Origin of the sequence: Melittangium boletus DSM 14713 (assembly GCF_002305855.1) — a bacterium.
GTDB classification, from domain to species: Bacteria; Myxococcota; Myxococcia; order Myxococcales; family Myxococcaceae; genus Cystobacter; species Cystobacter boletus.
In genome coordinates this window covers 2,224,982-2,251,457 of the sequence record NZ_CP022163.1, presented here as the reverse complement: position 1 = coordinate 2,251,457, position 26,476 = coordinate 2,224,982, and the positions used below count along the sequence as shown (strand labels likewise).

The 26,476-nt window shown below is 68.9% G+C and carries 22 protein-coding genes; 6 read left to right on the top strand and 16 right to left on the bottom strand.

The genetic code is table 11. The annotated features are described in order from the left end of the window. Nucleotides 1-246 precede the first annotated feature (246 nt). On the top strand, nt 247-1,059 hold the full coding sequence (locus MEBOL_RS09345; RefSeq protein WP_095977090.1) for an SDR family oxidoreductase: 813 nt from the start codon (nt 247-249) through the stop codon (nt 1,057-1,059). Between the two features lie 20 nt (nt 1,060-1,079). Here the strand turns inward: MEBOL_RS09345 and MEBOL_RS09340 are convergent, their stop codons facing one another. Continuing rightward, nucleotides 1,080-1,592, bottom strand: coding sequence for a GreA/GreB family elongation factor (locus MEBOL_RS09340; RefSeq protein WP_095977089.1), 513 nt, complete (start codon nt 1,590-1,592; stop codon nt 1,080-1,082). 234 nt (nt 1,593-1,826) lie between these two features. On the opposite strand from MEBOL_RS09340, the gene MEBOL_RS09335 reads away from it, so the two are divergent. The 3 genes from MEBOL_RS09335 to MEBOL_RS09325 all read left to right on the top strand — a co-directional run bounded on the left by MEBOL_RS09335 (nt 1,827) and on the right by MEBOL_RS09325 (nt 4,606). After that, a complete protein-coding gene (locus MEBOL_RS09335; protein ID WP_095977088.1) occupies nt 1,827-2,483 on the top strand; it encodes a type 1 glutamine amidotransferase domain-containing protein in 657 nt (218 codons plus the stop codon). Between the two features lie 72 nt (nt 2,484-2,555). After that, nucleotides 2,556-4,046 (top strand): anthranilate synthase component I family protein, encoded by a 1,491-nt coding sequence (locus MEBOL_RS09330; RefSeq protein ID WP_095977087.1) that lies wholly within the window; start codon nt 2,556-2,558, stop codon nt 4,044-4,046. After that, nucleotides 4,043-4,606 (top strand): anthranilate synthase component II, encoded by a 564-nt coding sequence (locus MEBOL_RS09325; RefSeq protein WP_095977086.1) that lies wholly within the window; start codon nt 4,043-4,045, stop codon nt 4,604-4,606. The genes MEBOL_RS09330 and MEBOL_RS09325 overlap by 4 nt, the downstream gene beginning before the upstream one ends. Nucleotides 4,607-4,621: 15 nt before the next feature. On the opposite strand, the gene MEBOL_RS09320 is transcribed toward MEBOL_RS09325, so the two are convergent. The 4 genes from MEBOL_RS09320 to MEBOL_RS09310 form a co-directional block, all read right to left on the bottom strand. After that, nucleotides 4,622-6,841: a spermidine synthase gene (locus MEBOL_RS09320; protein ID WP_095977085.1), complete on the bottom strand. Its 2,220-nt coding sequence runs from the start codon at nt 6,839-6,841 to the stop codon at nt 4,622-4,624. Between the two features lie 92 nt (nt 6,842-6,933). Further along, complete coding sequence (locus MEBOL_RS41025; RefSeq protein WP_157774836.1) at nt 6,934-7,101, bottom strand: hypothetical protein; 168 nt, start codon at nt 7,099-7,101, stop codon at nt 6,934-6,936. A 25-nt stretch (nt 7,102-7,126) separates the two neighbouring features. Continuing rightward, entirely contained in the window at nt 7,127-7,888 is a 762-nt protein-coding gene (locus MEBOL_RS09315) for a type 1 glutamine amidotransferase domain-containing protein (RefSeq protein WP_095977084.1), read from the bottom strand. 45 nt (nt 7,889-7,933) lie between these two features. Then, nucleotides 7,934-8,485, bottom strand: a complete 552-nt coding sequence (locus MEBOL_RS09310; protein ID WP_095977083.1) for a hypothetical protein — start codon at nt 8,483-8,485, stop codon at nt 7,934-7,936. A gap of 236 nt (nt 8,486-8,721) precedes the next feature. On the opposite strand from MEBOL_RS09310, the gene MEBOL_RS09305 reads away from it, so the two are divergent. Together MEBOL_RS09305 and MEBOL_RS09300 are read left to right on the top strand one after the other, a co-directional pair. Further along, a complete protein-coding gene (locus MEBOL_RS09305; protein ID WP_095977082.1) occupies nt 8,722-10,635 on the top strand; it encodes a serine/threonine protein kinase in 1,914 nt (637 codons plus the stop codon). 32 nt (nt 10,636-10,667) lie between these two features. Continuing rightward, entirely contained in the window at nt 10,668-11,594 is a 927-nt protein-coding gene (locus MEBOL_RS09300; RefSeq protein WP_095977081.1) for a DUF2381 family protein, read from the top strand. Nucleotides 11,595-11,724: 130 nt separating this feature from the next. Here MEBOL_RS09300 and MEBOL_RS09295 read toward each other — a convergent pair whose 3' ends face one another. From MEBOL_RS09295 to MEBOL_RS09240, 11 genes are all read right to left on the bottom strand, one after another. Beyond that, complete coding sequence (locus MEBOL_RS09295) at nt 11,725-12,534, bottom strand: HNH endonuclease family protein (protein WP_095977080.1); 810 nt, start codon at nt 12,532-12,534, stop codon at nt 11,725-11,727. Continuing rightward, nucleotides 12,531-13,844: an AAA family ATPase gene (locus tag MEBOL_RS09290; RefSeq protein ID WP_095977079.1), complete on the bottom strand. Its 1,314-nt coding sequence runs from the start codon at nt 13,842-13,844 to the stop codon at nt 12,531-12,533. The genes MEBOL_RS09295 and MEBOL_RS09290 overlap by 4 nt, the downstream gene beginning before the upstream one ends. Nucleotides 13,845-13,979: 135 nt before the next feature. Further along, entirely contained in the window at nt 13,980-15,299 is a 1,320-nt protein-coding gene (locus tag MEBOL_RS09285; RefSeq protein ID WP_095977078.1) for an HTTM domain-containing protein, read from the bottom strand. Continuing rightward, nucleotides 15,289-16,389 (bottom strand): imelysin family protein, encoded by a 1,101-nt coding sequence (locus MEBOL_RS09280; protein ID WP_095977077.1) that lies wholly within the window; start codon nt 16,387-16,389, stop codon nt 15,289-15,291. The genes MEBOL_RS09285 and MEBOL_RS09280 overlap by 11 nt, the downstream gene beginning before the upstream one ends. Next, nucleotides 16,386-17,765 (bottom strand): di-heme oxidoreductase family protein, encoded by a 1,380-nt coding sequence (locus MEBOL_RS09275; RefSeq protein WP_095977076.1) that lies wholly within the window; start codon nt 17,763-17,765, stop codon nt 16,386-16,388. Before MEBOL_RS09275 ends, MEBOL_RS09280 begins: the two co-directional genes overlap by 4 nt. A gap of 9 nt (nt 17,766-17,774) precedes the next feature. Beyond that, nucleotides 17,775-18,953: an imelysin family protein gene (locus MEBOL_RS09270; protein WP_095977075.1), complete on the bottom strand. Its 1,179-nt coding sequence runs from the start codon at nt 18,951-18,953 to the stop codon at nt 17,775-17,777. Between the two features lie 96 nt (nt 18,954-19,049). After that, nucleotides 19,050-20,444, bottom strand: coding sequence for a di-heme oxidoreductase family protein (locus tag MEBOL_RS09265; protein WP_095977074.1), 1,395 nt, complete (start codon nt 20,442-20,444; stop codon nt 19,050-19,052). Next, entirely contained in the window at nt 20,441-21,850 is a 1,410-nt protein-coding gene (locus tag MEBOL_RS41020; protein ID WP_170115475.1) for an RCC1 domain-containing protein, read from the bottom strand. Before MEBOL_RS41020 ends, MEBOL_RS09265 begins: the two co-directional genes overlap by 4 nt. Then, nucleotides 21,847-23,343 carry an RCC1-like domain-containing protein gene (locus MEBOL_RS09250; protein WP_157774833.1) on the bottom strand — a complete coding sequence of 499 codons (1,497 nt, stop codon included), beginning with the start codon at nt 23,341-23,343 and terminating at the stop codon, nt 21,847-21,849. The genes MEBOL_RS41020 and MEBOL_RS09250 overlap by 4 nt, the downstream gene beginning before the upstream one ends. Nucleotides 23,344-23,404: 61 nt before the next feature. After that, complete coding sequence (locus MEBOL_RS09245; protein WP_095977072.1) at nt 23,405-24,913, bottom strand: tannase/feruloyl esterase family alpha/beta hydrolase; 1,509 nt, start codon at nt 24,911-24,913, stop codon at nt 23,405-23,407. A 20-nt stretch (nt 24,914-24,933) separates the two neighbouring features. Beyond that, complete coding sequence (locus tag MEBOL_RS09240) at nt 24,934-26,460, bottom strand: tannase/feruloyl esterase family alpha/beta hydrolase (protein WP_095977071.1); 1,527 nt, start codon at nt 26,458-26,460, stop codon at nt 24,934-24,936. Between the last annotated feature and the right edge of the window lie 16 nt (nt 26,461-26,476).

Below are 26,476 nucleotides of genomic sequence, written 5' to 3'. Positions count from 1 at the left end.
CCCGTCCCAACGCGGCGCGTGACCATCGGGCATCATTCTCAGGCTGTCAACCTTTCTGTGTTCCGCTCTACAGAGTGCGCGGCGCGCGGGATACCACGACCCAAGCCTCCTGGCGCGATCAGAAAGCAAAGGCGATGACGTTCTCTTCTGGAATATGGAAGGGAGGTTGAAAGCCTCGCCGCTCGCGACGCGCGGCCCTGGAATGGGGACCAGATGACTCCCCTTTCATGCAACGGGAGTGAGAGCATGGCCTCCATGAAGGAACAGACAGTGGTCATCACGGGAGCCTCCTCGGGCATCGGGGAGGAACTGGCGGTGGCGCTCGCGGCGCGCGGAGCCCGGGTGGTGCTCGCGGCGAGGGACGAGGTGGCGCTCCACCGGGTGCGCGAGCGTTGTGAGCGGGCGGGAGGACGCGCCCTCGTGGTTCCCACCGATGTGGGCGAGCCCGAGGCCTGCCGCCTCCTGGTGGCGCGCGCCCTGGAGGTCTTCGGGGGAATCGACGCCCTGGTGAACAACGCCGGAGTCACCATGCGCGGGTTCTTCGAGGAGGTGACGGACCTGTCCCTCTTCGAGCGCCTCATGCGGGTGAACTACCTGGGCTCGGTCTACTGCACCCACCATGCGCTGCCCCACCTCAAGGCACGCCGCGGGCTCCTCGTGGCCGTGTCGTCCCTGACGGGCAAGTGCGGCGTGCCGGGCCGCAGCGGCTATGCCGCGACCAAGCACGCGATGCAGGGTTTCTTCGACTCCTTGCGCATCGAACTGCGCGGCAGTGGCGTGGACGTGCTCGTCGTGTGTCCCGGCTTCGTCGCCACCCCCATCCGCGCCCGGGCGCTCGGCCCGGATGGCACGGTGGGCCATGGGGACATCTTCGAGGTGAAGGGCAAGCGCATCATGGACGCCGCCACGTGCGCGGCCCTCATCCTCCGGGCCATGGAGCGGCGCGAGCGCGAACTGCTGATGATTCCCGTCCCCCGGGTGATGCTGGCGCTCCGGGCGCTCCTGCCAGGCGTGGTGGACCGCATCGCCTCGCGGATGATGGAGCCCAAACAGCGCTGAGGGGGCCCAGGCTGGAGGCCTCAGCTGGCCGGCGGCCGGTAGGACACCTGGGTGAGGGTGTACTCGATGGCGCCGCGTGGACGCTCGACCCGGACGGATTCTCCTTCCTCCTTGCCAAGCAGGGCTCGTGCCAGGGGTGACTCCACACTGAGCCGGCCCTCCTTCACGTCCGCCTCGTCCACGCCCACGATGCGGTAGGACGTCTCCTCGCCTTCCTCGTCCTCCAGCGTTACCCAGGCTCCAAAGAAGACCCGGGTCTCATCCGGCACGTCCGCCACCACCCGGACCTCCTCCAGGATGGCCGCCACCTGTCGCGCCCGGTGGGCCCGCTGCCGGGCCACCCCCTCGGCCGTGAGCGCCTGGGCCTCCTTCTGTTCGCGGGACAGAGGCACCGAGAGCGCCGCGAGTTCCTCCTGCAAGGCCCGATAGCCCTCGGCGGTGATGTAGCGCTCCTCTCCCGACGCCGAGCGGACACGCGGGGGCAGGAGGGCCTCCTCTCCCCCCGAGTCCTCCTTGGTGAAGGCCTTCGACATGGTGCTCCCTCCCCGGTTGATGGGTTGGCTCCACCCTCTCCCCAATATAAGGATACGGCCCTGCCGGGGCGGCCCTGGCCGTGTGGGGAGCCGCCAGCCGGGCGGGCCTCGCCCTTCCCCGAGGGGACCGTATGCCTCCCCGCTCCCTCCTCGATCCGGGGAGCCTGGGCTGCCGCGGCGCGGTCGGGCGCCGATCTTTCCCTCCAAAAGACCACGAGTTGGGGAGGCACGGGCATGGCGAGGAAGACGTTGAAGGGCATCCGGGTTGGCGTGCTGGCCACGGACGGTTTCGAGCAGGTGGAGCTCACGCTCCCCGTGAAGGCCCTGCGCAGGCGGGGGGCCCAGGTGGACATCGTCTCGCTCCACAAGGGGAAGATTCGCGGCATCCACTTCATGTGGCCGGGCAAGAAGGTTCCGGTGGACGAGACCGTGGACCGGGTCCGCCCCAAGGACTTCGACGCGCTCCTGATCCCAGGTGGCTTCCAGAACCCGGACGCGCTCCGGCAGAGTGAAGCGGCGCTCGACTTCGTCCGGGAAATCGACCGGCTCGGGCGTCCCATCGCCACCCTGTGCCATGGCCCGTGGGTGCTCGTGTCCGCGGGGCTGGTGAGCGGGCGCAAGCTGTCGGCCTGGCCGGGCATCAAGGACGACCTGCGCAACGCGGGCGCCAAATGGCTGGACGAGCCCGGAGTCCGCGACGAGCGCTGGTTCTCCAGCCGGGGCCCCCAGGACATGCGTCATTTCCTCAAGGGCATGGTGCAGCTCTTCGCCGAACACGCCCCTCGCAACCACCCCGTGGTGGAGGCGCGCTCCCACTGGGGCCGCTGGGCAGCCGCCGCCCTGTTGGGCTTCGTGGCCATCCGGCCCTTGCGCACGGCTTTCGCGCGCTGACAGCCGTCCGCGGGTTGCTGACGATGCCTCGGAAGGGGGATAACGGAAGTCCAATCCATGCCGAGGAACGAGATGAAAGCTCAGGAGCGCAAGGCGGCCTATCGCCAGCGCGCGGAGAAGGGGGAGGCGGTGCCTGTCTCGGTCGAGCTCCCCGCCGACCTCGATACCCCGCTGTCCGCCTACCTCAAGCTCGGGGGGGCGGACGGCTTCATTCTGGAGTCCTGCCACGGAGGCGAGCGCTTCGGCCGCTACAGCCACGTGGGCCCCGCGCCCGCGGGTCGGCTGAGGCTCGACGCCCAGGGTGGCACCCTCTGGCGCGGCAAGGAGTCGCGGCGCATGGAGGGCAAGCCCCTGGACGTGCTGCGCACCGTCTGGCGTGAGAACGCCGTGGCCATGCTTCCCGGCGAGCCCCCATTCCTCGGTGGTCTCGTGGGCTACCTCGGCTACAACTGCATGTCCTGGTTCGAGCGCCACGTGCCCGACCGGCACTCCTCGGACGTGTCCTTCCCCGACTCCGAGTGGCTGCTGTGCGACGACTTCGTCACCCTCGACTCGCGCTCCCAGACGCTCCAGGCCACCGCCATCGCCCGGCCCACGCTCCATGGCAGCGTCGCCGAGGCGCTCGCGGATGCGCAGGCCCGCGCGGAATCACTCGCCCAGCGCCTGCTGCGTCCCATCTCCGCGGAGGCCTACGCCCCCGAGCCCGCCGCCCAGGGGGAACTGGAGGTCAAGGTCGCGTGGGATCGCGCCAGCTACGAAGCCGCCGTGGAGCGCGTGAAGGAATACATCCGCGCCGGTGACTGCATGCAGGTGGTGCTCGCCCGCCGCTTCGAGGCCCGGGGCGCTCCTCCGCCGCTCTCGCTCTACCGCGCCCTGCGCCGCATCAACCCCTCGCCCTACCTCTTCCACCTGGACATGGGCGAGTCTCGCGCGCTCGTGGGGGCCTCGCCGGAGCTGCTCGTGCAGGTGCGCGACGGGGACGTGGTGGTGCGCCCCATCGCTGGCACCCGCCGCCGCGGCGCCACCGAGGCCGAGGACCTGGCGCTGGAGAAGGAACTGCTCGCCGACGAGAAGGAGCGCGCCGAGCACATGATGCTCGTGGACCTGGGCCGCAACGACGTGGGCCGCGTGGCCGCTCCGGGCTCGGTGCGCGTCGAGGACCTGATGGTCATCGAGCGCTACAGCCACGTGATGCACATCGTCTCGCAGGTGCGCGGCCGGCTCGACGCGAAGTACGACGCGCTCGACGCGCTCGCCTGGACGTTCCCCGCGGGCACCGTCTCCGGGGCACCGAAGATCCGCGCCATGCAGATCATCGACGACCTGGAGCCCATGCGCCGCGGCCCCTACGCGGGCGCCGTGGGCTACCTGTCCTTCTGCGGCGCGCTGGACCTGGCCATCGCCCTGCGCACCTTCTACATCGATGGGGACCGCACCATGTGGCAGGCGGGCGCGGGGCTCGTGGCCGACTCGGTGCCCTCGAAGGAAGCGGATGAGACCGAGGCCAAGGCGCGCGTGCTCGCCACGGCCCTCAAGCAGGCCCGAGAGGGAGGCGTGCGATGATCCTCGTCATCGACAATTACGACTCGTTCACCTTCAACCTGGTGCAGCTGCTCTACACGATGGGCGCCGAGGTGAAGGTGGCGCGCAACGATGAGATCGACGCCGCGGGCGTGGCGGCCTCGGGTGCGTCGCACCTGGTGGTGTCTCCGGGGCCCTGCACGCCGAACGAGGCCGGGGTGAGCATGGCGGCCATCCGCGCCTCGAAGGTGCCGGTGCTCGGCGTGTGCCTGGGCCACCAGTCCATCGGCGCCGTGTTCGGCGGCCGGGTGGTGCGCGCTCCCGAGCCGGTGCACGGCAAGACGGTGTCCGTGCGCCACGAGGGCCAGAGCCTCTTCGCGGGCCTGCCCGTGGGCTTTCAGGCCGCGCGCTACCACTCGCTGGTGGTGGACGTCGCGAGCCTGCCGCGCGAGCTGGAGGCCACGGCGTGGTCCCCCGATGGCCTCATCATGGGCCTGCGCCATCGCACCCTGCCCGTGGTGGGCGTGCAGTTCCACCCGGAGAGTGTCCTGACGCCCGAGGGCCCCAAGCTGGTGCGCAACTTCCTCGACGGGCGGCTGTAGCCACCCGCCGGCGTGTCAGGGGACCGCGGGGGCCGCCACCGGGGCGGGCTTCTCCGCGGCCTCCACGCGGATGCCCGAGCGGTCCGGCTCGTCCGTGGTGCGGATGACGGGCAACAGGCTGCTCAAGTCATCCGTCCAGCGCGTGGGCGGGGTGATGTCGTACGCGAGCCGCTTCACCCGCTCGTCGCTCTCGGCGAGGAACGTCTCCCCGCGCGAGAAGTCCCTGTCCGGCGCGAGCAGCACCCAGGTGTTGTCCTCGCTCTCGCCCTCGTCGTTGCCCTTGGTGTGCACGCGCGTGAGGTGCATGCCGAGGTTGTGCGCGTGCGCGAGCGGAATGGGCAGCAGGTCCAGGTGCACGTTGCTGATGTGCAGGGCGATGACACCCCCCGGCGCCAGGTGCTGGCGGTAGATGGCCACGGCCTCCTCGGTGAGCAGGTGCACGGGGATGGAGTCCGAGCTGAACACGTCCACCGCGAGCACGTCGAAGCCCTGCGGCTGGCCCTTCGCCAATTCCTGCTCCAGGAGGATGCGCGCGTCGCCCTCGTGGATGCTGTACTTCGCCTTCGTGTCCTTGAGGAAGGTGAAGTAGTTGCCCTTGCCCTCGGCCAGCTCGATGACCTGGGGATTGATTTCATAGAAGCGCAGCGTGTCCTCGGGCTGGGCGAGCGCCGCCGTGGTGCCGATGCCCAGGCCCAACACGCCGATGTTCAGCCCCGGCGCCTTGCCCGCCACCTGACGCAGCCGGCGCTGCTCCTGCATGGCCAGACCGAGCCCGCTGTCGGGCGTGTAGTAGGCCGTGGGCTTCAGCCGCCGGTCACCCTGCGTGTACTGCACGCCGTGGATGATGACGCCGTGGCGCAAGAGGTAGGCATGGTTCTCGTGGTCGGGCTTCTTGTTCTGCCCCACCTGCACCACGCCGAAGAAGCCGCGCCAGGAGTCCAGCGGACGGCGGGTGTCCGCGTCCGCCAGGTGCACGCCCACCGACACGAGCAGCAGGCCCAGCGCGGGCGCGAAGCGCACGGCGGCCCGGGGGATGCTCTCGTCATCCGCGCGCCGCAAGAGCAGCATCGCCGCGAGCAGGCAGCACGCGCTGAGCGACAAGGGGAACTCCAGGTAGGTGTGCAGCACGTTGGGCGCCACCAGGTTCACGATCGCCGTGCCCACGAAGCCGCCCACCGAGCCCCACAGATAGAAGGCCCCGAGGTGGCGCGGCGCGGGCCGCAGCCGGTACAGCTCGCCGTTGCACAGGAGCGCCCCGGAGAACAGGGTGAGGCAGTACACGAGCACCTGCACCGGCAGCGGCACGTGGGGGCCCTCGTAGGTGATGCGCGCCACGCCGTACACCGAGCCGAGCAGCAACAGCGCGGTGCCCGTGCGCGAGTAGAGCGCCTCGCGCTCGAAGGCGATGATGAAGGTGAGCAGGTAGAGCGCCAGCGGGAGCACCCAGACGAACGGGCCCGCGGACACGTCCTGCGACATCTGGTTCGTCGTGGCCGTGAGCAGCACCGAGGCCAGGCTGCTCAGGCCCAGCCAGCCCAGCGTGCGCAGCACCCCGGGGGACTCGTCCTCGCTCTCCTCCGTGCCCGCCTCGGGCTTCTTCTCCTCGACGGCGGGGGCCGCCGCCGGCTGGAGCCGCAGCATGCCCCGGGCGCACACCGCGCTGCCCGCCGCGAACAGCAGGAAGCCCAGGCCCCATGCCCACGCCTGGGTGCCCCGGCTCAGCCAGGGCTCGGCGAGCAGCGGATAGGCCAGCAGCGCCAGGAGCGAGCCCGTGTTGGACAGGGCATAGAGCCGGTAGGGGGACACGCCCGGCTTCGCGCGGCTGAACCAGCTCTGCAGCAGCGGCGCCGAGGTGGACAGCGTGAAGAAGGGCAGGCCCAGGGTCGCCGCGAGCATCGCCAACAGCCGCCAAGTGGAGATGCCATCCGCCGCGGGGCGCCACTCGGGGCCCGGGGCCACGGGCGAGCCCAGCACCACCGCGCGTCCCAGCAACACCGCCACCGTGAGCCCGAGCAGCCCCAGGTGTACCCGCGCCTGCCGCTTGGGCGTCAGCCACCGCGTGGTGGCGTACGAGTAGGCGTAGCCCCCCAAGAGCATCGCCTGGAAGAACAGCATGCACGTCGTCCAGACGGCCGAGGTGCCACCGAACCACGGCAGGGAGTACTTGCCCGCCAGGGGCTGCACTCCGAAGAGCAGGAACGCGCTGAGGAAGAGGGTCGCGGCGTAGGGGAGCATGAGCGGGCGGCAGCATACGCGCAGTCTCACCTCGGGAACGAGACCACCCTGCTTTCAACGCCTGCCCGGCCGCCCTCACCCGAGGGACGTGCTCAGCGCGAGTCCTTGCGCTTCTGCTGACGGGCCTGCTCCGCCCTCAGCGCGCCCCCGATCCGGCGGCCGGCCACCTGGGTCATCTTGGAGACGGGATTGCCCTGTTTCTTGGGATGGGCGGTGGGTTGGAAGCCAGGCTTGGAACCAGACGAGCGCTTGTTCTTCACGGTGTCACCCCCGGAGTGGACGGCCTCATTTCACGTACGCCTCGAGCTTCGCACGGAAGCGTTCCGCGAACAGATAGGCATCGCCGGGCCAACGCGCCGAGATGTACCGTCCGCTTTCCACCACGAAGGCGGGCGAGTGGTCCGTGGCGGTGCCTCGCCGGGAGTACTCACGGGGGCCACGCTCGAACTGCTCCGGGGTCGCGAGGGCGTCCCGTACCTCCTCCTCCACGTAGGCGGGATAGGTGCGGTAGTAGCGCCCGAGCTTCCACGCCGTGAGGAAGTACGCCGCGCGCTCCATGTACTTGGGCAGGCACGTGGTGCGCTCGCCCGCGAGCAGGCTCTTTCCGGTGGCGGGATCCTTCGCCCGTGCGAGCACCAATACGCCGTGGCAGATGGCGCCCACGGGCCGTCCGAGCTTCCAGAAAGCCGCCACCTTGGCTTGAAGGGTCTCGCTGCCCAGGTACTGGCGCATGCCGGGGGCGTGACCGCCGGGCAGCACCATGCCGTCGTAGTCCTCGGGGACGAGCGCGTCCCAGGTGATGGGCTGCTGGAAGGCGGGCGACTCGAGCATCTTCTCGTAGAAGCGCTTGGGCTCGGGATCCGCGCCGAGCTTGCCGAAGAGCACGCCCGTGAGGAGCAGGGGATCGGCCGCGCCGACCTGGCCCTTCTCGGTGGCGAACACCACCTCGTGGCCCGTGTCCGTCAGCAGTCGCCACGGCACGGCCACCTCCGTCACATCGAAGTCACGGTCGGGCAGGGGGATGATGACGCGGCGCACGGAACTCATGGGCGCGGACCCTTCCACGTCCCGAGGCGAGGGGGCAAGCCGTGTTCACTCCGCGGGAGGGACGAGGCGGAGGGGGGCGCGTGCTGCTCGGCGGCGGGGGGGCTCCGGGGCGGGAGGTGGCGAGAGCCCTTTTCGCGAGGCGCGCGCCCGGACATGCGCGATGGTTTCCAATCCTTCTTCACGCCGGAAGTGACCTCGCCGGATGCGGCGCAGCCGACGTTCCGCATCCTCCATCATCGCCCAGGCCAGTGGTTCCTTGTCCCGGAAGCGGAGCGACGCCCAGACCGTGAGACACGCGGCGTGCAACTGTGCGTCCGCATCCATGTAACCCAGTCGCCGCATCCGGCGGAGTGCTCTGGAGAACTCCGCCCAATCGCGGGCTCTGTAGTCCGCTTCATTCAAGATGTCCTGGGAGATCAGCCGTTTGATGTGCCTGCGCTCCCACTCAGTGCGCGCTCGCTTCAGCAGATCCTTCTGGAGGCCCAGGTACTCCCTTTCCGCTGCCTCGAAGGAGGCCGCCTTGTCCTTGCTCAATGCCATGAGGAGGTCATGGCGCTTCTGAATGACGTGCTGCCAGAAGAGTTCGCGGGTCTTCACGGCCTATCCTCCCGCACAGCGCTTGCCGTTGGCGCTCCACGGCCACCATCCATCCTTCAAGCACTTCTCCTTGCAGGACAGGCAGTGACTCTTTCCGTACTGGATGTTCGGCTCGTGAGCTGAGTTTGGGGATGGACGGCGGCGATTTCTGGTAGCGTACCTACTTCAGAGATCGAGCGCATGACCGAACTTCCGCAGTTACCACGACCGGCTCCCTTCGAGAGAGGTACGCCGTGATGCCCCGGCTGGAGGAGCCGGTGCGGCCGGGCTCCGTGGTGGGCGGCTACCGGGTGGACAAGCCCCTGGGCGCCGGGGGTTACGGTCAGGTGTTCCTCGCCTCGCGGGATGGCGGTCCATGCGCGCTCAAGTTCCTCCACTTGGAGCGCGTGGGGGAGTGGGGCTGGAGGGAACTGCTCATCCTGATGTCCCACGAGTTCCCCTACGTGGTGACCCTGCGCGGCCACTTCAAGTGGCCCGAGGAGGCGCCCGAGTTCCTGGTGCTCGTCATGGAGTACGTGCCGGGCGTGACGCTCTTCCAGTGGGCGCAGGACACCAACCCGAGTGCCCGCGAACTGGTGGAGAAGCTGCTCCCGCTCTCGTGGGCCCTGGAGGCCGTGCACGCGGCGGGTGTGCTGCATCGGGACCTGAAGGGCGACAACGTGCTGGTGCGAGATCCGGACGGAGCGCCGGTGCTGGTGGACTTCGGCGCGGGCTTCCTCCCCCACGCACCTCCCGCCACCCGGGAAGTCCTGGCCCCCGCCAACCTTCGCTATCGCAGCCCCGAATCCGTCTCCTTCCTCCTGCGCCGCCTTGGCGAGCCAGGCGCGCGTTATGAGTACGCGGTGTCGGATGAGATGTATGCGCTGGGGGTCCTCCTCTATGTGCTCGCCACAGGCGTGTACCCCTTCGAGGGACCGGAGGATGAGCTGATGGCGGAGATCGTCGCGGGCCGGCTCCGGAGTCCCCGCGAACGCAATTCGCGCGTCCCCCCGGCGCTCTGCGAGCTGTGCCTGCATCTGCTGGCTCGGGAACCCCAGGCCCGAGTGCCGGACGCGGGGACGTTGAGCGAGGCGCTGGAGAAACTGTTGGAGGACGCGAGGGGAGACTCCGCTTGGGACATGCCCCTGTGCTACGGCTGGACGGCGGACGGACTCTCCACGGAGCACCTGCCGGAGTTGGCGGACAAGAACACTCCGGAGTGGATGCGGCGGTGGGTTCATCGGAAGCCCAGGCGGGGCAAGCCGCCACCTCCACCTCCCGCCGAGTCTCCCTCGCTGCCCGAACCGTCCACGGTGAAGAGCGAGCCGCCCACTCGGTCGCGGAAGGGTTGGCTCGCCTTCGTCCTGATGACCGGGCTGGGTCTCGCCGGAGTGGGTGTGGGGCTGGGCCAGCTCGCCCCATCGCCCTCTCGTGCTCCGGCTCCTGTCGGGTGGGAATGGATGCCGTTCCCACCCGATGAGTCTTCACTCCTGGGCCCGATGCCCTGGGCGGTGCATGACCATGAAGTGGCGCCTCCGTGGAAGCCACTCGAAGCTGACCCTGGCGCGGCGCCTCCGAGGGCGGACACCCCCGCGTCCGTCACCATCGTGATGCTCCGCACGGAAAACCCTCGCATGAAGAAGAAGAAAATCGGCTCCATGGGGACCAACGCATTGCTCGCCGTGACCGCCGCCGCCAACGTGGCGTGTCCTGGAGTTCAGGTCCGCAAGGATCCTCCGCCCGAGGCGTGTCCGGTGGGTGCTGTCGAAACCATGACCGTCAAGCTTGGGCTGCCTCTTGGCCGAATGAGCAGGAACGCTGGTTTCGCCCATTTCCCTGATTGGGAAAAACGAAAGCCCGTCCCCGTGAGGGATGGCCCCATTGTGCTCGATCTGGCAGGTAATTGGAGAGTGTGGGGAGGATTTCCTGCTCGAGACCCTGGACCTATTGCCTTGCCCGACAAGACCCGTCTCCTCGGTCGACTTTTCATTGGAGAGAAGTACGTCTATGGCCGCATCACCCAGGCCATCATTCCCTCTGGGGACACGTTGAACGTCTGCCTGATTATCCGGGAGGACGGTATCGCGCGTGGTGTGCCCATCAGGTCCGACAGTGAGGAAGCCAAGGTCTTCCCCATTGTGGAGTTGGAGACGGTGGATCGATTCGAATAGCGCTAGGCCCTCGTGTTGGAGATTCCCGCTCCGTGTTCGCTTTTCCTTCCATTGCGTTACTTCGGCTGGTTTTGAGCACCATGCCCTCCGAGGCATCCGAGCAGGTGCCTCTTGCTTCGTGCGAGAGCGGCACACGCTATATCGAACTGGAAGCGGATGCTCCCGACAAGGAGCATGTGGTGTGCATTCGCCCAGACATCAGCACCAACGTTTTCTTCGACGCGAAAGTGGCGCGTGTGGAACTGGCATTCCGTGAGCGGTTCCAAGTGTTGGTGGGGGAGGCTGGTCTTGGATTGCTCCCCATGCCTGCTTTCCGTGATGGCGATCGCGTACCGGTAACGATTTTCTTCGGAGACGGCGCGGCCCCGGCGAGCGTCACCTTCCTGTTGGTGATTCATCCGTATGAGGCCGAGCGGCAGGTGATGGTGTTTCGCCACCCGCGCACGCTGGCCTCCTACCGTCAGGGCGAGCGGCAAGCGCGAGCAGAGGTCCAGCAATGCCTGGAGGAGAATGCACGTCTTCAATCCGAGCGCAGTGGCCAGGATGGACTCACGGCTCTCATTGCCCATGCATGGATGAGCCAAAATGGGGTCGTCGCCAGATTGATCACCTCCGATGTTATTCAGCGCTCGGGGGGCTCCCTTGCAGCGGAAAAGATCATCAGCTACCGAACCGCTGGACCATCAGGGCTGGGGCGAGTCGCCGTGCAGGTGAAACTGCGCAACCAAGGTGTGGTAGCGTGGACACTGGTGGGGGCCGCCTTGGTGAACTCGAGGAACGCGTCCCTGTCGGGACTGACGGTATGGCCCCGGGAACCCATTCCGCCGGGAGAGTCCCGGGACATCACCGTGGAGATGGACGCAACGGAGAACGAGGCCCGTGGCACCTTCACGCTCAAGTTGTGGGCGGGCGAGGCCGGAGCCGGAGGCGTGAGCCTCAACGGAGTAACGTTCCCGTAGGCCTCTTGGGCCCCTGAGCGTTCTCGGGCATCTACTCCAGTCCTTCGCCCATGTAGGTTTTTTGGCCGGTATGGCGGTTGTCATCGCCTTGGGGCTTTTTGATTCCTCGCGACGCGCTTCGCCGTGGGAACTACCAACCCAGTGCTTCCGGCGCCGCTTCAAAGAGCTTCCGCAGTTCCTCGATTTGTGAGTGCTGGCGCTTCATCTCCCTCCACACCGAAGGGTGTTGGCGTGTCTGGATCTCCTGGGCCAACCGGAGGAGGTGTTCTTCGCCCTGTGCTTGGTTGCGGACCTGGACGTAGTGCGAGAGGTGCGCGCGGTAGTCGAGGTATGCGGAGCGTCTTGCCCGGGGAAGATAATCACGGATGTTCAGTTGGAGGGTGCGGATGGTGTAGTCCGCGCGCTTGTGCTCAATCGTGTCGCTCTTCGCGCGCGCGACAAACCAGAAGGTATCGCGCAGGTCCAAGGCCATGTACTCGGTTGGGTCTTCGACTCGCGGATCGAGCAGCACGGGATTGCCTGGAACAGGAGGCGCCACAGGGTCTTTTCGACGACGGGCGACTTGGGTCAGGACTCCCGTTCCGTTCGCGAAGACAGCGAAGTTGTTGTTCTTGGGCACATTGCAAGGACCACATGCATAGAGATAATTCATCCATGCGAAGACGAACTCGGGGTAGAGCGTCTTGGGACGGATGTGTTCTACCTCATCGGCGACCGAGTCCTCGCAATAGGCGCAGCGGCGTGCACCCGTGCACATGCTGGAGAGTTTCGCCTTGACGCTATCGAACGTTGGATTGCCCTTCTTGTTCAGTGCGCTGAATCGCAACCGGGCTTGCTCGACGCGGGCCGCATAATCAGGGAGTGCATTGATTTCGTTCTGATATTGTAGGAGCTGAGTCTCCGCCTCTGGGGGTAGAGAGATATCTGGGAGTTGGATCACTGCCCTGAGACCTCCGTGTCCGCGGAGGGAAGCGCGCTCGCGGCCGTTGGAAGCTGGGCGCGCAACTGCTGCTGCTCCGCTCGCTCGGTGTCGGAGAGCCCTTCGGCGAGTTCCTTCTGGTTGAGGATGGCCAACCGTTCGAGCTTTTCCAGTGACTCTGGCGAACGAGTGGGGACGTCGCCGAAGGCTCCGGTGCTGTAGGCGTCCAGGACGTTTCCGTAGAGCAGACGATCCCGGGCGATGCCGGTCACCATTCCTGCTTGTTCTTCACTCCCAGGCTTGGGCAGACGGAAGATGCTACCGATGGTCGCGGCTTGGCAGATGAGAGGGCTGTGTGTTGTGACGATGAACTGGATGTTGGGAAAATGATCGCGGAACCAAAGCCCCACGCGGCGCTGCCATGTGGGATGCAGGTGTGCATCGATTTCATCGATGAGCACGACGCCAGGCACAATGACCTTCGTCGGATCGTTTGGAGCGAAGAGCCTCTGCGGACCGTACGTCTTGGCCAGTTGGCGGATCAGCTCGAAGGTCATGCTCAGGATGGAGCGATAGCCGTCGCTCAAGTTCTCGACAGGAACCTCACATCCATTCCCGTCGACGAAGCGGACGCCCTTGGAGGAGATCGATTCGAGCCGAGCCTCATGCGGCAGGAACTCGGGTTGGTTGATGAAGTTCTTGAGAGGCTCAAGTAACGCTCCTTCTTCGTCATTCTCCAGTTTCTTGAATTGGAGCAGCTTGAGCCATTCAATGCATTCGGAGAGCGCCACGGACTCTCCGAATACTGATAGGTGCCGTGCGAGCTTCGGATTGGAATAGAAAAGCTTTTCTTGGTCCTTGTCTCCACCGGTGAAGCGGCGGAAGGGACCATATGAGGCGCAGAACCAACCCTCTCCATCACCCCAGACGCTACGCTCAGGATTGGGTCTCCCTATACGAGCCGCAGTGAGCTGTACCTGCTTCGTGTCGCTTTGGGAACGTTCAAATGTGAGAGAGATGCCAATGAGCTGGCTTGCAGGTTTTCTGCCTGTTCCTGCAAAGCGATCATGATCTGAACTTCGCTTGAGAATGAGTCCAATAATACCTGCACTAGCATCCCAACGTAGCCACTCGTTCCAGTCCTGGCGGAGTGCAATGGCTTCTCGTGGGCCGACAAGTGCGAGGGCGATCGCCCTAAGGACCGTGCTCTTGCCCGCCCCATTATCTCCGATGATGACATGCCAGCCTGGGAGCGGACCCTTATGAGGAATCGTCCACGTGAGATCTCTGATGGAACGGATGTCCCTGATGGTGGCATGTCGCAGATACATGCTTGATAGCAGGCCCGAAACTGCCTGCGGGGTCAATGGTTTAGGATGAACCTCGCATTCCCACCCGCTCCGCAGTGAGCACAGAAGGTGCTTCCACAGTGGGCCAGAGCAGTCAGTCGAGAAGCCGATGCCCCCTCAGGGCGGCGCCACGTCCTTGAAGGGCAGTACCCACGTGCTCGTGCCCTGCCACGGGCTCACCGTGGCCAGGTTCACCTCCGGGTCCACCAGTCGTTGCCGGGGCCGCCCGTTGAGGCTCGCGAAGGCGTTGACCCGCACTTCCACGTCCGGATGTCCTCGCTCGGCGAAGTCCTGGGCCAGGTAGTGCGCGAACGTCAGCAGCATGTCCGGCTGCGTCGCCATCATCTTCACTTGGTAGGGCGAGAGGTACTTGCCCGGTGACACCACCCACCACTTCCCCGTGGTGGGCTCGCTCACTCGGAACTCCGCCACCCCGTCCTTCTCCATCAACATCACGTTCCACGAGAAGCGGAAACCCTCCTCGGTCCACATCACGTCGCCCGGATAGAGCAGGTGGCGCAAGGGCAGCAGGCACTGCACCGCCAGGAACGTGAGCGCCAGCGCCGGACCCGTCCAGGCGCGCCTCGCGGGCACTGCCTCGGGAACGCGCTCCTGACGGGGCTTTCTCCGTGCCCACGCCGCGAGCCTCCGGGGCCAGTCCGGTGGGAAGAAGAGCAGGGCGCCAGAGATCATCACCCACGGGAACATGCCGATGGGAAACAGCAGCCGGGTGATGACGTGGAAGACAACCACGGCCGCGAAGGCGAACGGGCGCGTGCGCCGCCACAGGAGCGCGGGGACCACGCCCAGGTCGAACAGCGCTCCGGCGATGCTGAACGCGTGTGGCACCCAGGGCCACTCGAAGAACCGTCCCAGCACTGGCAGGTCCGTGCTCGCTCCAAGCCAGATCTTCAATGGCTGGGCATGCAGCAGCCAGTCGCTCTTGAGCTTGGCCACGCCGCCAAAGACGTACACGAGTCCCACCTGGGCCCGCAGCAGCCATAGCCACCACGCGGGCACATGCTCCCTCTTGCCCACGCTCCCCAGCGGCAGGCACACCATCACCAGGCCCACCAGCGAGATGAAGTAGTAGTGATTGAGGTAGTACGTGCGGTCGATCAGGTGCGCGTACGTGAAGGTGAGCAGGAAGAGGAGCGCGCTCGGCCGGTACGCCACGCCAGACGCGATGCCCAGCGCGCCCAGGCCCATGAGCACGAAGTGCGCGTACATGCCCTCGCGTGGCCACGGGCGGATCCACTCCAGGCCCGCGAAGGGGAAGAGCACCCGGGGCGCGAGGTAGTGCTCCTCGATCCACCCGTAGGCGAAGAAGCGCGCGACGGCCACCGCCATGAGCAGCCCGAAGAGCACCCGCCACGCGACGAGCGAGGCGGGGTCCACCGGCGCGAAGAGTCTCGCGCGCGCCCGCTCAATCGCCATCGTTGTCGTTGAACTTGAGCGTCACGCCCAGGTTGGCCACCACCTCGGAGGCGAGCGTGGCGCGCAGCGTGGAAAAGGCGGCGCGGGCGGCCTCCACGGACTCGCGGTTCTGCGTGAGGGCCGTGCGCAGCGGGGGCGGAATGGACTCGACCGCCGAGCGCAGTCCCGCCAGGTCCGCGCGCACCGTGGCGTCCAGTGTCTTGTTGGTGGAGGCCACCACGCTCGACAGGCCGCCCTTTCCGTTCTCCCCGAGCCACAGCCGCTCCATGCCCTGGATGGCGTGGGTGAGGTCCGCGAGCGAGTTGTCGCTGCGCCGCGCCTCCTCCTCGTCGGGGCGCACGGTGCCGCCGGTCTCGAAGCCCAGCGGCTTGGACAGCTTGAGCTCCGCCACCTCCACCGAGGAGATGAGGCGGTTGACGATCTCATCCACCGCTTCCTTCTGCGTGCCGTAGCGGCCGCCCGGGGTGCCCGCCGTGGCGAGCTGCGCCACGAAGTTGCCCTGCTCCGGCTCCCACTCGGTGCGCACCGCCACGGCGTTGCCGTGCAGCACGGCGCCCAGTGCCTTCACGTAGGCCCGGCGGCGTGGGCCCTTGCCCTCGTCGGTGAGGCGCGCGAGCACCGCGGCGTCCCCCGCCCGCGAGTCGAAGAGCATGTACTCCAGCGCCATCATCCCCTTGCGGTTGGCGCCCAGCTCCTCGACGTTCTGGACGGTGAGTTCCATCGAGCCCGCGAGCAGGGTCTCGATGCCGCTCGTGGAGGGCACCTGGTCCACCGCGGCGCCCGTGTGCAGGTCCTCGGAGGGGCCGATGTGCAGCGCCTCCTGCACGCCCCAGGGCTCGCGCACGGCCCGCCAGGCCGTCTGCGCCTGAGCGAGCGTGGCCTCGGTGGGCGTGGCGTGGAGCGCGTCGAGCGCCGTGGCGAGCGTGGTCGAGCGCGTGTCGAACTCCCGGTACGTCGGGAGGATGGTGTCCTCGGCCAGCGTCTTGAGGAAGGTGGTGCGCAGGGTGGTGCCCTGGGAGTCCCCGCAGCCCAGGAGGGCGAGCGGCAGCAGCATGGACGCGGACAGCAGACGGCGGAAGGAGGGGTTCACAGCGACTCCAGGAAGCGCAGCAGCGCGGCGCGCTCGTCGGTGGACAGGTGGCGGAAGCGCTCGCGGGATGGCTCGGCCTCGCCTCCGTGCCAGAGGATGGCCTCCTCCAGCGAGCGGGCGCGCCCATCGTGCAGGAAGCGCGTGTGCCGGTTGACCGTCTGGACGAGCCCGATGCCCCACAGGGGTGGGGTGCGCCACTCGCTCCCGGTGGCCTCGAAGTCCGGGCGGTGGTCCGCCAGCTCCGGCCCCATGTCGTGCAGGAGCAGGTCGGTGTACGGGTAGATGACCTGTCCGGACAGCTCCGGCGCGTCATCCACCGTGCCCGTCTCGTGGCGCGGCACGTGGCAGGACGCGCAGCCCACGTCGCGGAAGAGCTTGCGGCCTCGCAGCACGTCGGGCGCGTCCGCTTCCCGGCGCGCGGGCACGGCGAGCATCCGGGTGTAGAACGTCACCTGCTCCAGCTTGCGCGCGTCCAGCTCGGGCTCGCCGCCATGGGGCGCCTTCATGCAGGCGGACTGGGCCGGCGGGCAGTCGTTGGTGGGGAAGAGGTCCGAGGTGATGCCGAGGTCGCCCCGGAAGGCGCCCGCGTTCTGATGTTTCAGGGACGGCTGGTTGGCCTTCCAGCCGAAGCGGCCCACGCGCGCCTGGCGGTGCTCCACGTCCCAGACATGGTTGATGCGGCCGGAGATGCCGTCCCCGTTCCGGTCGTCCGGATCCGCGAGCGCTTCCAGGCTCGCCTCGGGAATGGCCTCCAGCAGGCCCAGGCCGATCATCACCGGGGCCACGCGCGGGCTCACCATCAGCTCTGGATGGGGCGGCCCGAAGGCCAGGTTCTGGAGCGTGTAGTGCGGCGCCTCCAGGGACCAGGGCGTTCCGTCGGCGTAACTGCCCTCGCGCGAGGTGTACGAGAGGGCCATGGAGCCCTCGGCGGGGACGCCGAGGATGGCCAGGGGCTGGAGTTGCCCGCCGTAGACGGGATCCTCGAGCGGCGCCCCATGGGCGTCCTGGCCGGGGATGCTGAGCCGGAAGAGCAGCGACAGGGACTTCTCGCCCGGCTCGGTGGGGGGCTTGCCCCGCCCATCCTTGAAATGACACGCGGCGCACGAGGAGGCGTTGAACGTCGGCCCCAGCCCGTCGAGCCCCTCGGTGGAGGAGGGGGCCGTCACCCAGTTGCGGTTGAAGAGGGAGTTGCCCACGAAGAACGCGTCCCGCCGTTCACCCTGGAGGTTGCGGGCCACCAGGGTGAAGGCGTTGCGCGTGGTGTCGTGGACCGTGGTGGCCCCGCCCGGCAGTTCCTCACCGGGCTCGGGTCCCTCGTCCTCGACACTCCCGCCACAGGCGAGCAGGCAGCACAGGGGGATGAGCGCGCGCCGCATGTCGTTATCTCACTCCAGGTTGAGCGTGATGCCGAGCGCGGTGGCCACCTCGACGAGCGTGTCCGTCTGCGCGCGCAGGGCGTCGATGGCGGCCTTCACCTTCTGGCGGCCGGGGCTGTTGTCCGCGCCGAGGATAGCCTGATCGAACGGGACGGGAATGGCCCGGATGGCGTCCAGGCTGGCCTGCAGGCGCTCCTTCATCTTCTGATCCAGCGCCGGGTTCACCTCGGCCACCAGCGAGCTCAGGCCCGGGCCCGACACGGAGCCGTAGCGGCCGAGGTATACGTTCTGGATGCCGAGCGCGTTGTTGTACAGGTCCGCGTGCGTGTTGTCGCTGAAGCAGGAGTGCTCGTCCTCCTGGTCCTTGTTGTCGTAGGCCACCGTCATGCGCTCGCCCGCGAGCTCCGCGCCGCTCAGGCTGCCCAGGCCGGTGAGGATCTTCAGCACCGCGGCCTTGGGGGACTCGGCGCCGAACGCCTGGCCGTAGGTGCCCTGGGTCGGCTTCCACTGCGCCTCCACGGACTCCAGGTCCTCCACGAGCTGCTTGGTGACGAGCGACAGGTACTGCCGGCGCCGATCGGCGTTGGTGCGCGTGGTCTCCTCGCCGCTCACGAAGTCCGTGGGCGGCCGGTTGCCCGGGCCCGTCTCGGACACATCCTGGCCCCACAGCAGGAACTCGATGGCGTGGTAGCCGGAGGCGATGTTCGTCTCGCCATCGCGCTCGTTGAGCGAGGCGATCAGCTCCTGGGTGAGCTCGGGGTACTCCTCCGTGGCGTTGATGATGCCGGCGTCGTAGTTCTCCTCCACGCCGTCGATGTAGGCCTCATCCAGCGGCCAGGCGTTGATCTGCCCCTCGGGGCCGGTGTCCTCGTTGTCGATGGGGCCGCCGTAGAAGCGGTACGCCTCGCTCTGGCCGTAGGAGACGCGCGCCTCGATCCACGCCGCGCGGGCCGCCGCCATCGTCGCGTCGGTCGGGTTGGCCACGAAGGCCTCGATGGCCTCCTGCAGCGAGTGGGCCTGCCGCACCACCTCCGCGTAGTTCGCGGACGTCAGCGCCGCGTAGTTCTGGATCACCGGCCGAGCGCGCGACTCGGCGAGGGGATCCACCGTTTCCGCCTTCTTGTCCTCGCCACAGCTCGTGAGGAACAGCGCTCCGGTCATCAGTGCGAGCCAACCCTGCTTCGTCATGGCAACTCCTCTTTTCGTGTAGGGGATAGGGCTACTATTGAATCTGCGAATCAATGTCAAAACGTGGCCTGAAAAGCCCGTGGCCCGGTCCACGGTTCAGAGGGAGTCGAGGAAGGACAGCAGGGCGTCTCGCTCGGCGCGAGATGATTGGAGCACCGCGTCACGGGAGGCGCTGGCCTCGCCGCCATGCCAGAGGATGGCCTCCAGGGGAGAGCGGGCGCGGCCGTCGTGCAGCAGGCGCGAGTGTCCGCTGACGGTGCGCGTGAGGCCCAGGCCCCACAGCGGTGGCGTGCGCCACTCGCGGCCCGTGGCGAGGAAGTCGTCGTACCCGTCGGCGAGGCCGTCTCCCAGGTCATGCAGGAGCAGGTCCGAGTAGGGCCACAGGCGCTGGTGGGACTCGGTGTCGAGCGAGGGCCGGTGGCAGCGCGCGCAGCCCACGCGGTGGAAGACGTCCTTGCCGCGCAGCACCTGGGGCGTGTCGTGGCCCCGGCGCGCGGGGACGGCGAGCCCGGCGGTGTAGGCGGTGAGGGCGTCGAGCTTGCCCGCGTCCAGCTCGGGGATGCCTCCGGTGGGCGCGTCCAGGCAGGCCGTTTGCGCGGGCGCGCAGGCCTCGGTGGGGAAGAGGGGCGTGGTGATGCCGAGGTCTCCCCGCAGCGCGCCCGCGTTCTGCTGCTCCAGGTCGGGCTGGTTGGCCTTCCAGCCGAAGCGGCCCAGCTCCACGCGTCCCCGGCGCGCGCTCCACACGCGGTTGGGCCGTCCGGAGATGCCATCGCCGTTGGCGTCGTCCGGGTCCGCCCATTCGAGCAGCTGGGCCTCGGGTACGGCCTCGAGCAGTCCGGGTCCCACCAGCGGCTGGGCCACGCGCGGCGACACACGCACGTCCGCGGCCAGGGGCCCGTGCGCGAGCTGGGTCAGGCGGTAGCGGGGCGCGCGCAGCGTCCAGGCCTCTCCGTCCGCGAAGGTGCCGGAGCGCTCCTCCCACTCGAGCGTGGCGCGCCCTTCGGCGGGCACCCCCGGAATGCTCCGCGTCTGGAGCTGATCTCCATAGGTGGGCTCGGGCCGGGGGCCGCCGTGCTCGCCCGTGCCCGGCACGCTCAGCCGCAGCAGCAGTGACACCGTGGGCTGGTCCTCGCTCAGGGGCGGCGTGCCGCGGCCATTCTGGAAGTGGCAGGCCTCGCAGGAGACGGCGTTGAAGAGGGGCCCCAGTCCGTCGCGATCCGCGCGCGCGTGGGGGGCCGCGAACCAGTCCGCCTCGAAGAGCGCTTCCCCCGCGCCGAACGCGGACAGGCGCTCCGTGGGCAGGTTCGGCGCCGGACGCGAGAAGGCCTGGACGTCACTCGCCTGGGTCGTCGCCGCGCCTCCGGGAAGCTCCTCGCCGGGCTCCACCACCGCCCACCCCTGGGGCTCGCCGGGCGTCACCGGGGACGTCGGGCCACAGGCGCTCCACAGGCAGAGGACTCCGGCTGTCGTCAGGGGGGCTCGGCGCTTCATGGAAACTCCACCCGCAGGGGGACGGCGGAACGGGAGGCGCCTTCCGAGGGGGCGTTCGTGCCGAGCTGCCCGCCGCCGTTGGCGCCCCAGGCGAAGCAGGCCCCCGTGTCCGCATGGGCCAACGCGTGCAGCGAGCCCGCCCCCACGGCGCGCACCGGGCCGAGGCCCTGGACCTGGACGGGCCTGGGGCGCTCGGCGGTGCTTCCGTCGCCGAGCTGTGCGTTGGAGTTCTGCCCCCAGGCCCAGAGCGTGCCCGGGGAGGTGAGCGCGAAGCTGAGGTGGGCGCTGGCGAACACGGCCTCGACCCCCGAGAGTTCCATCACGTCCACGGGCTGCGCCCGGCTCCCCAGCATGCCGCTCTTGCCGTGGCCGAGCTGTCCCGAGGTGCCCAGTCCCCAGGCGCGCACCCGTCCGTCCTCGCCCAGCGCCAGCATGTGGCCGCGCCCGGCCGCCACGTCCACCACTCGCTCCAGGTGGGCGACCTGGAAGGGCTCGGGATGGGGGGCGTCGTCCACCTCGCCATTGCCGAGCTGCCCGTCGTCATTGGCGCCCCAGACGAACACGGCGCCATCCGCGCGCAGCGCCACGGAGTGCTCGGAGCCCGCGGCCACGCGGATGATGCCGGACAGGCCGGGCACGCGCGTGGGCCCATCCACGGCTTCGGTGGTACCCAGCCCCAACTGCCCGTCACCGTTGGCGCCCGCCGCGAGCACCGTGCCGTCCGCGAGCAGCAGCAGCGCGTGCGCGCCTCCGAGCGCCGCGCCCACCACGGGAGCGGGCGTGGGAATGCGCGTGGGCACATGGGCGGCCTCGCGTTCGGGCAGCAGTCCCTGGGGGAGCGAGCCCCAGGCCCAGGCGCTTCCGTCCTCCTGGAGGACGAGCGTCGAGGAGGCGCCCGTCACCACCACGCGCACCCGGGTGGGTTCCGGCACGAGAGTGGGGCGGGGCTGACGCGAGGTCTCGGCGAGCCCGAGCTGTCCCGCCCCGTTGTCGCCCCACGTGAAGAGCCGCCCGTCGCGCACGGCCGCCGAATGGGAGAGGCCCCCCGCCAGCTCGCCGCCGAAGGAGAAGCGCACCTCGGCCACGCCCGTGTTGCCCGCGGCGTCCTGGGCCTCCACGCGCACGACGTTGTCGCCGAGCCTCGGGATGCCCTCGAGGGTGAAGCTCGCCGAGGGGGTGAACGCCACGGGGGCTTCGCCATTGAGGGACCAGGACGCGCGCTCCACGCCCCGGTCGTCCTCGAGCCCTCCCCGCACGCGCACCTGGAACACCGCGCCCACCTGCCCCTCGCGGGGGGACACGATGCGCACGACGGGGGCCTGGGTGTCGGGTCCGGGCTCCGGTGGAGAGCCACAGGCCGTGATGGCTCCCAGGAGCACGGCCAGCGCGCGGTGGGGTGTCTTCACGGCAACTCCACCTGTTGGGGCAGGGGATAGGCCCAGTTCTCCAGGAGCGCCGTCCGGCCCAGGGAGCCCTTGGAATTCCAGCCCCAGGCGTACACGGTGCCATCCCGGTGCTGGGCGACGACGTGCGTGGCGCCGGGGGCCACGTCCAGCAGGCCGCTCAGGGGCTCGGGGGGCTCCACGCGCAGGAGCACGGGGGTGGTGGGCACGGACAGCTCGGTGGTGTCTCCCGTGCCGAGCTGGCCGTTGAAGTTCTGTCCCCAGCCCCAGACCGAGCCGTCCTGGCGCCGGGCGAAGCTCATGTTGGCCTGGGCATGGACGGCGGTGGCGTCGGTGAGGACATGCACCGGGGCGGGCGAGGCGCGCTGGCTGTCCTTGCCGCCCTGTCCATCTCCGAGCTGGCCGCTGGCGTTGAGGCCCCAGGCGGACACGGTGCCGTCCTGGTGCAGGGCGAGCAGGTGGTCTCGCCCGCCGGCCAGGTCCACCACGTTCGCGAGGCCGGGCACCTGGGTGGGGACGGGGTGGCTGTCCGCGTCGGCCGCGCCGTTGCCGAGGTTGCCATAGCCATTGCGGCCCCACACCCAGACGGTGCCATCGGCGCGCAGGGCCGCCGAGTGCTGGGAGCCGCCGATGACGCGGATGATGTCGGTGAGGCCCTGGACGGGCACGGGGTAGTGCCGGTCCTCGGTGGTGCCGTCGCCGAGCTGGCCGTTGTTGTTCTCGCCGAAGGCGGACACGTGGCCGTCCCGGTGGAGCACCAGCGCGTGGGAGTAGCCGAGCGCGCCCATCACGGCGTCGGTGATGCCGGGCACGCGCGTGGGCACGTCGCGGAGGGCGGTGTCCAGTGTGCCGGGCTGTCCCTGGCCGAGCTGGCCGCTGCTGTTGTCTCCCCACATCCACACCGAGCCGTCGGCCTGGAGCGCCAGGGAGTTGTTCTGGACGAGGACGAGCGCCGCCACGTCCGACGGGGACTCCACCTTCACGGGCGTGGGCGAGTCGGTGGTGCTCCCGATGCCGAGCTGCCCCCGGTTGTTGCGTCCCCAGGTGTAGAGCGTTCCTCGCCGGATGACGCCGCTGTGCAGTCCACCCGCGCCCGTCTGGCTCCCGAAGACGAAGGAGACGGAGGCCTCGCGGGTGTTGCCGTGGGAATCACCGGCCGCCACCACCAGGGTGTTGGCTCCAGGCCGGGGCTGGAGCTCGAAGTCGAGGGTCTGGCTCGTGGCGCCCTGGGGAGCCAGCTCCACGGGCGCGTCCGTGTTGAGCTTCCAGGAGAGGCCGGTGATGCCCGAGACATCCCTCACCGAGCCCGTGACGTGGACTCGCCAGGTGGCGGGCCGGGCCCCCTCCTGGGGCGAGGTGAGGGTGATGAGAGGGGCCTCGGTGTCCTCTTCCACGGGCGCGGGGGGCTCGGGCTCCTTGCCGCCGCAGGCGAGGCTCCCCAGCGCCAGCGATAGGAGGAGCGCCCTGGAGTTGAAATTGAGTCGCAATATCGACATGAACTGGCGCTTGTACCAGGGCCCCTTTCCGAGGTGCAAGGCGGGGGGGGTCCCCGTCTCCTCAGGGCTCCGAGCAGGTGAAGCTCTCCGCGCGTGCCTCGTCCCCCGAGCCGTTGTAGCGCGGGTAGCGCGGGTACTTGCACACGGGGCGGGACAGGACGGGTTGTCCCGTGGCGCTCGGCTTGTGGGCCACCAGCCTCGCCTGGGAGGGCGGGACGCCGCGCTCCACCCAGTCCTCCAGCGCGGAGAGGAGGTCCACCTGGCTGGGTCCGGCTCCGCCTCCGCAGTGCTGGACGCCCGGGGCGGGGAAGTACTCGACGAACGTGTCCGCGGCCTCCTGCCCCCCCGCCGCGCGCACCAGGGCCTCGTAGTACGCGGCCGTGGCCCGCTGGGTGAGGATTCCGTCGGCGCCGCCGTGCCGGAGGATGAGCTTGCCGCCATGGGCCCGGAAGCGGCTCAGGTCCGTGTCGTGGGCGGAGATCCGCGCCGTCAACGCGTCGATGCGGGCGTGCCACTCGGAGGGGTTGAAGGCCAGGGCGTCGTAGGCCGGGTCCTGGGTGATGAAGTAGCGGATCATCTCCTGGGAGAAGCGGAAGCCCGCCGTGCTCTCGATCTTCCCGTCCTCCGTGCGCCACGCGGCCCATCCGCCGGGGTCCTCCGCGTCGCCCACGGGCCAGCCCAGGCCGAGCGTCTTTCCCTCGAGCACGTAGGGCGAGGCGAGTGTCCGGGCCGAGGCCACCTGGGCGGGCGTCAGGCAATCGTCGCCGACGGCGCCCTGGCACTGGAGGACGGCGGGGTCGAACGTGCAGGCGGTGGGGTTGGAGATGACGCCATCGGCGAGGCCATCCTTCGCGTCACAGGCCGCGAGCACCGCCCGGCCCAGGCTCGCGAGCTGTGCGCGCGAGGGCATGGCGCCCGGTTGGGCGAGCCGCTGGGCGTGGTGGTTGAACGTGAGCATCAGCTCCACGAAGTTGTAGCCCGGGGCGTGGGCGATGACTCCGTCGAAGTCCTCGGGCCAGCGCTGCGCGGAGATCAGCCCCTCGCGGCCTCCGTTGGAGCAGCCCTCGAACCAGGTCCTCGTGGCGTCGCGGCCGTAGTGCTCGCGGATGACGGCCCGGGCCACGGGCAGCACGCGGTGCACGGACAGGAAGGCGAAGTCGTCGAGTTTGGCCGGATCCATCGCGAACGAGCCATCCATGGGGCTCCCGGCATGGCCTCCGTCCGAGGCGACCGAGGCGTAGCCCCTCGCGATGAATTCATCTCCGGGGATGATGAAGCCGTCGTAGGCCCCGCCCCCGTTGTAGACCGTCCGGCCATTCCACGCCGTGGGCAGCCGCACCTCGAAGGAGAGCGAGGGAGGCAATTGGCCCTTCACCTCGCAGTATTCTGGCAGTGCGCCCGCCGCGGCCACGAGCCGGGCGCTGGTGAGCGTGGCCCCCTCCAACGTCCTGGCGCGAAAGCCCTCGCAGGGCGTGTGTTGGGACTCGGAGGGGGGCCGCATGTGCGTGCATGCGGCCTCACTCAACAGGAGCAGGGCGAGTGCATGCGTGAGGTGAGGGATCTTTCGCATGCACCAAGTCTACCCGTGGCTCAGGGCTCCACGCAGGTGAAGCTCTCGGCCAGGGCCGCGTCCCCCGCGCCGTTGTACTTCGGGTAGCGCGGGTACTTGCACAAGGGCCGCGCCAGGGCGCTGCCTCTCGTGGACGCCTCCTTGCGAATCACCAGCCCGGTCTGGGAAGGAGGAGGGCCTCCCTCCACCCAGGCCTCCAGTGCGGGGAGCAGGTCCACGCTGTCGGGTCCGGCACCGCCGAAGCAGTGATTGACGCCGGGCGCGGGGAAGTACTCGACGAAGGTGTCCGCGGCCTCCTGCCCTCCCGCGGTCTGGCGCACCTTCTCGTAGTACACCTCCGTTCCCTTCTGGCTGATGGCCGCGTCGGTGCCGCCGTGCCAGAGAATCAGCTTGCCGCCGCGCGCCCGGAAGCGGCTCAGGTCCGCGTCGAGCGCGGAGACTCGCGCGGAGACCTCGTCGATGCGGGGCAGCCAGTCGGTGATCTGGAAGGCCAGGGCGTCGTAGGCCGGATCCTGGGTGATGAAGGAGCGGATCAATCCCTGGGCGAAGAGCGCTCCCCCGGAGAGAGAGATGTTCCCGCCGCCCGTGATCCAGGCCGTCCAGTTGTCGGGGTCCGCCTCGCCACCCGGGGGCCAGCCCTCGTTGAGCGTCTTTCCGTTGACCCGATAGGGCGAGTAGACGGTCTTGACCGACTCCACCTGCGGCGCCGTCAGGCAGTTGTCTCCCTCGGCGCCCGGGCACTGGAGGACGGTGGGGTCGAACTGGCAGGCGGCCGGGTTCGAGATGACGCCGTCGGTGAGCCCATCCTTCGCGTCACACGCCGCGAGCACGGCCTGGCTCAGGAGTTCGAGCTTGGCCTTGGGGAGCATGGCGCCCGGCCGGGAGAACTGTTGGGCGTGGCGGTTGAACGTGAGCATCAGCTCCACGAAGTTGTAGGCCGGAGCCCGGGCGATGATTCCATCGAAGTCCTCGGGCCAGCGCTGCGCCTCGATCAAGGCCTCGCGGCCTCCGTTGGAGCAGCCCTCGAACCAGGTCCTCGCGGAGTTGCGTCCGTAGTGCTCGCGGATGATGGCCTTGGCGACGGGCAGCACGCGGTGGGTGGACAGGTCGGCGAAGTCGTCGAACTTGACCGGATCCGTGGCGAAGGAGCCATCGAAGGCACTGCCGGCGTGGCCTCCATTCGAGGCGATGGAGGCATAGCCCCGCGCCGTGTAGCTGTCCGCGCTGGGGATGGAGCCATCGAAGCCACCGCCCCCGATGAAGAGCGTCTTGTCATTCCACGCGGAGGGCAGCCGCACCTCGAAGTCCAGGGACGGAGGCAGGGTGCCCGTCACCTGGCAGTACTCCGGCACGGCTCCGGTCGCGGCGACGAGGCGGGCCCCGGAGAGGGTGACGCCCTCCACGGTCCTTCCCGCGAGGCTCTCGCAGCCCTTTTCCTGGGGCGTCGGGTGATCGCAGGCGCTCACGCCCAGGAGCAGGGCCGCCGCCGCTCCCTTCCCGAGGCGTGAGGACGCCAGCCTGTTTCGTGATGGATGAAGCGCGTTCATGCGGTGTTCCTCCGGT

Coding starts and splice junctions, on each gene's coding strand:
- MEBOL_RS09345 (WP_095977090.1), top strand. CDS start 247: ATGGCCTCCATGAAGGAACAGACAGTGGTCATCACGGGAGCCTCCTCG.
- MEBOL_RS09340 (WP_095977089.1), bottom strand. CDS start 1,592: ATGTCGAAGGCCTTCACCAAGGAGGACTCGGGGGGAGAGGAGGCCCTC.
- MEBOL_RS09335 (WP_095977088.1), top strand. CDS start 1,827: ATGGCGAGGAAGACGTTGAAGGGCATCCGGGTTGGCGTGCTGGCCACG.
- MEBOL_RS09330 (WP_095977087.1), top strand. CDS start 2,556: ATGAAAGCTCAGGAGCGCAAGGCGGCCTATCGCCAGCGCGCGGAGAAG.
- MEBOL_RS09325 (WP_095977086.1), top strand. CDS start 4,043: ATGATCCTCGTCATCGACAATTACGACTCGTTCACCTTCAACCTGGTG.
- MEBOL_RS09320 (WP_095977085.1), bottom strand. CDS start 6,841: ATGCTCCCCTACGCCGCGACCCTCTTCCTCAGCGCGTTCCTGCTCTTC.
- MEBOL_RS09315 (WP_095977084.1), bottom strand. CDS start 7,888: ATGAGTTCCGTGCGCCGCGTCATCATCCCCCTGCCCGACCGTGACTTC.
- MEBOL_RS09305 (WP_095977082.1), top strand. CDS start 8,722: ATGCCCCGGCTGGAGGAGCCGGTGCGGCCGGGCTCCGTGGTGGGCGGC.
- MEBOL_RS09290 (WP_095977079.1), bottom strand. CDS start 13,844: ATGTATCTGCGACATGCCACCATCAGGGACATCCGTTCCATCAGAGAT.
- MEBOL_RS09285 (WP_095977078.1), bottom strand. CDS start 15,299: ATGGCGATTGAGCGGGCGCGCGCGAGACTCTTCGCGCCGGTGGACCCC.
- MEBOL_RS09275 (WP_095977076.1), bottom strand. CDS start 17,765: ATGCGGCGCGCGCTCATCCCCCTGTGCTGCCTGCTCGCCTGTGGCGGG.
- MEBOL_RS09270 (WP_095977075.1), bottom strand. CDS start 18,953: ATGACGAAGCAGGGTTGGCTCGCACTGATGACCGGAGCGCTGTTCCTC.
- MEBOL_RS09265 (WP_095977074.1), bottom strand. CDS start 20,444: ATGAAGCGCCGAGCCCCCCTGACGACAGCCGGAGTCCTCTGCCTGTGG.
- MEBOL_RS09250 (WP_157774833.1), bottom strand. CDS start 23,343: ATGTCGATATTGCGACTCAATTTCAACTCCAGGGCGCTCCTCCTATCG.
- MEBOL_RS09245 (WP_095977072.1), bottom strand. CDS start 24,913: ATGCGAAAGATCCCTCACCTCACGCATGCACTCGCCCTGCTCCTGTTG.
- MEBOL_RS09240 (WP_095977071.1), bottom strand. CDS start 26,460: ATGAACGCGCTTCATCCATCACGAAACAGGCTGGCGTCCTCACGCCTC.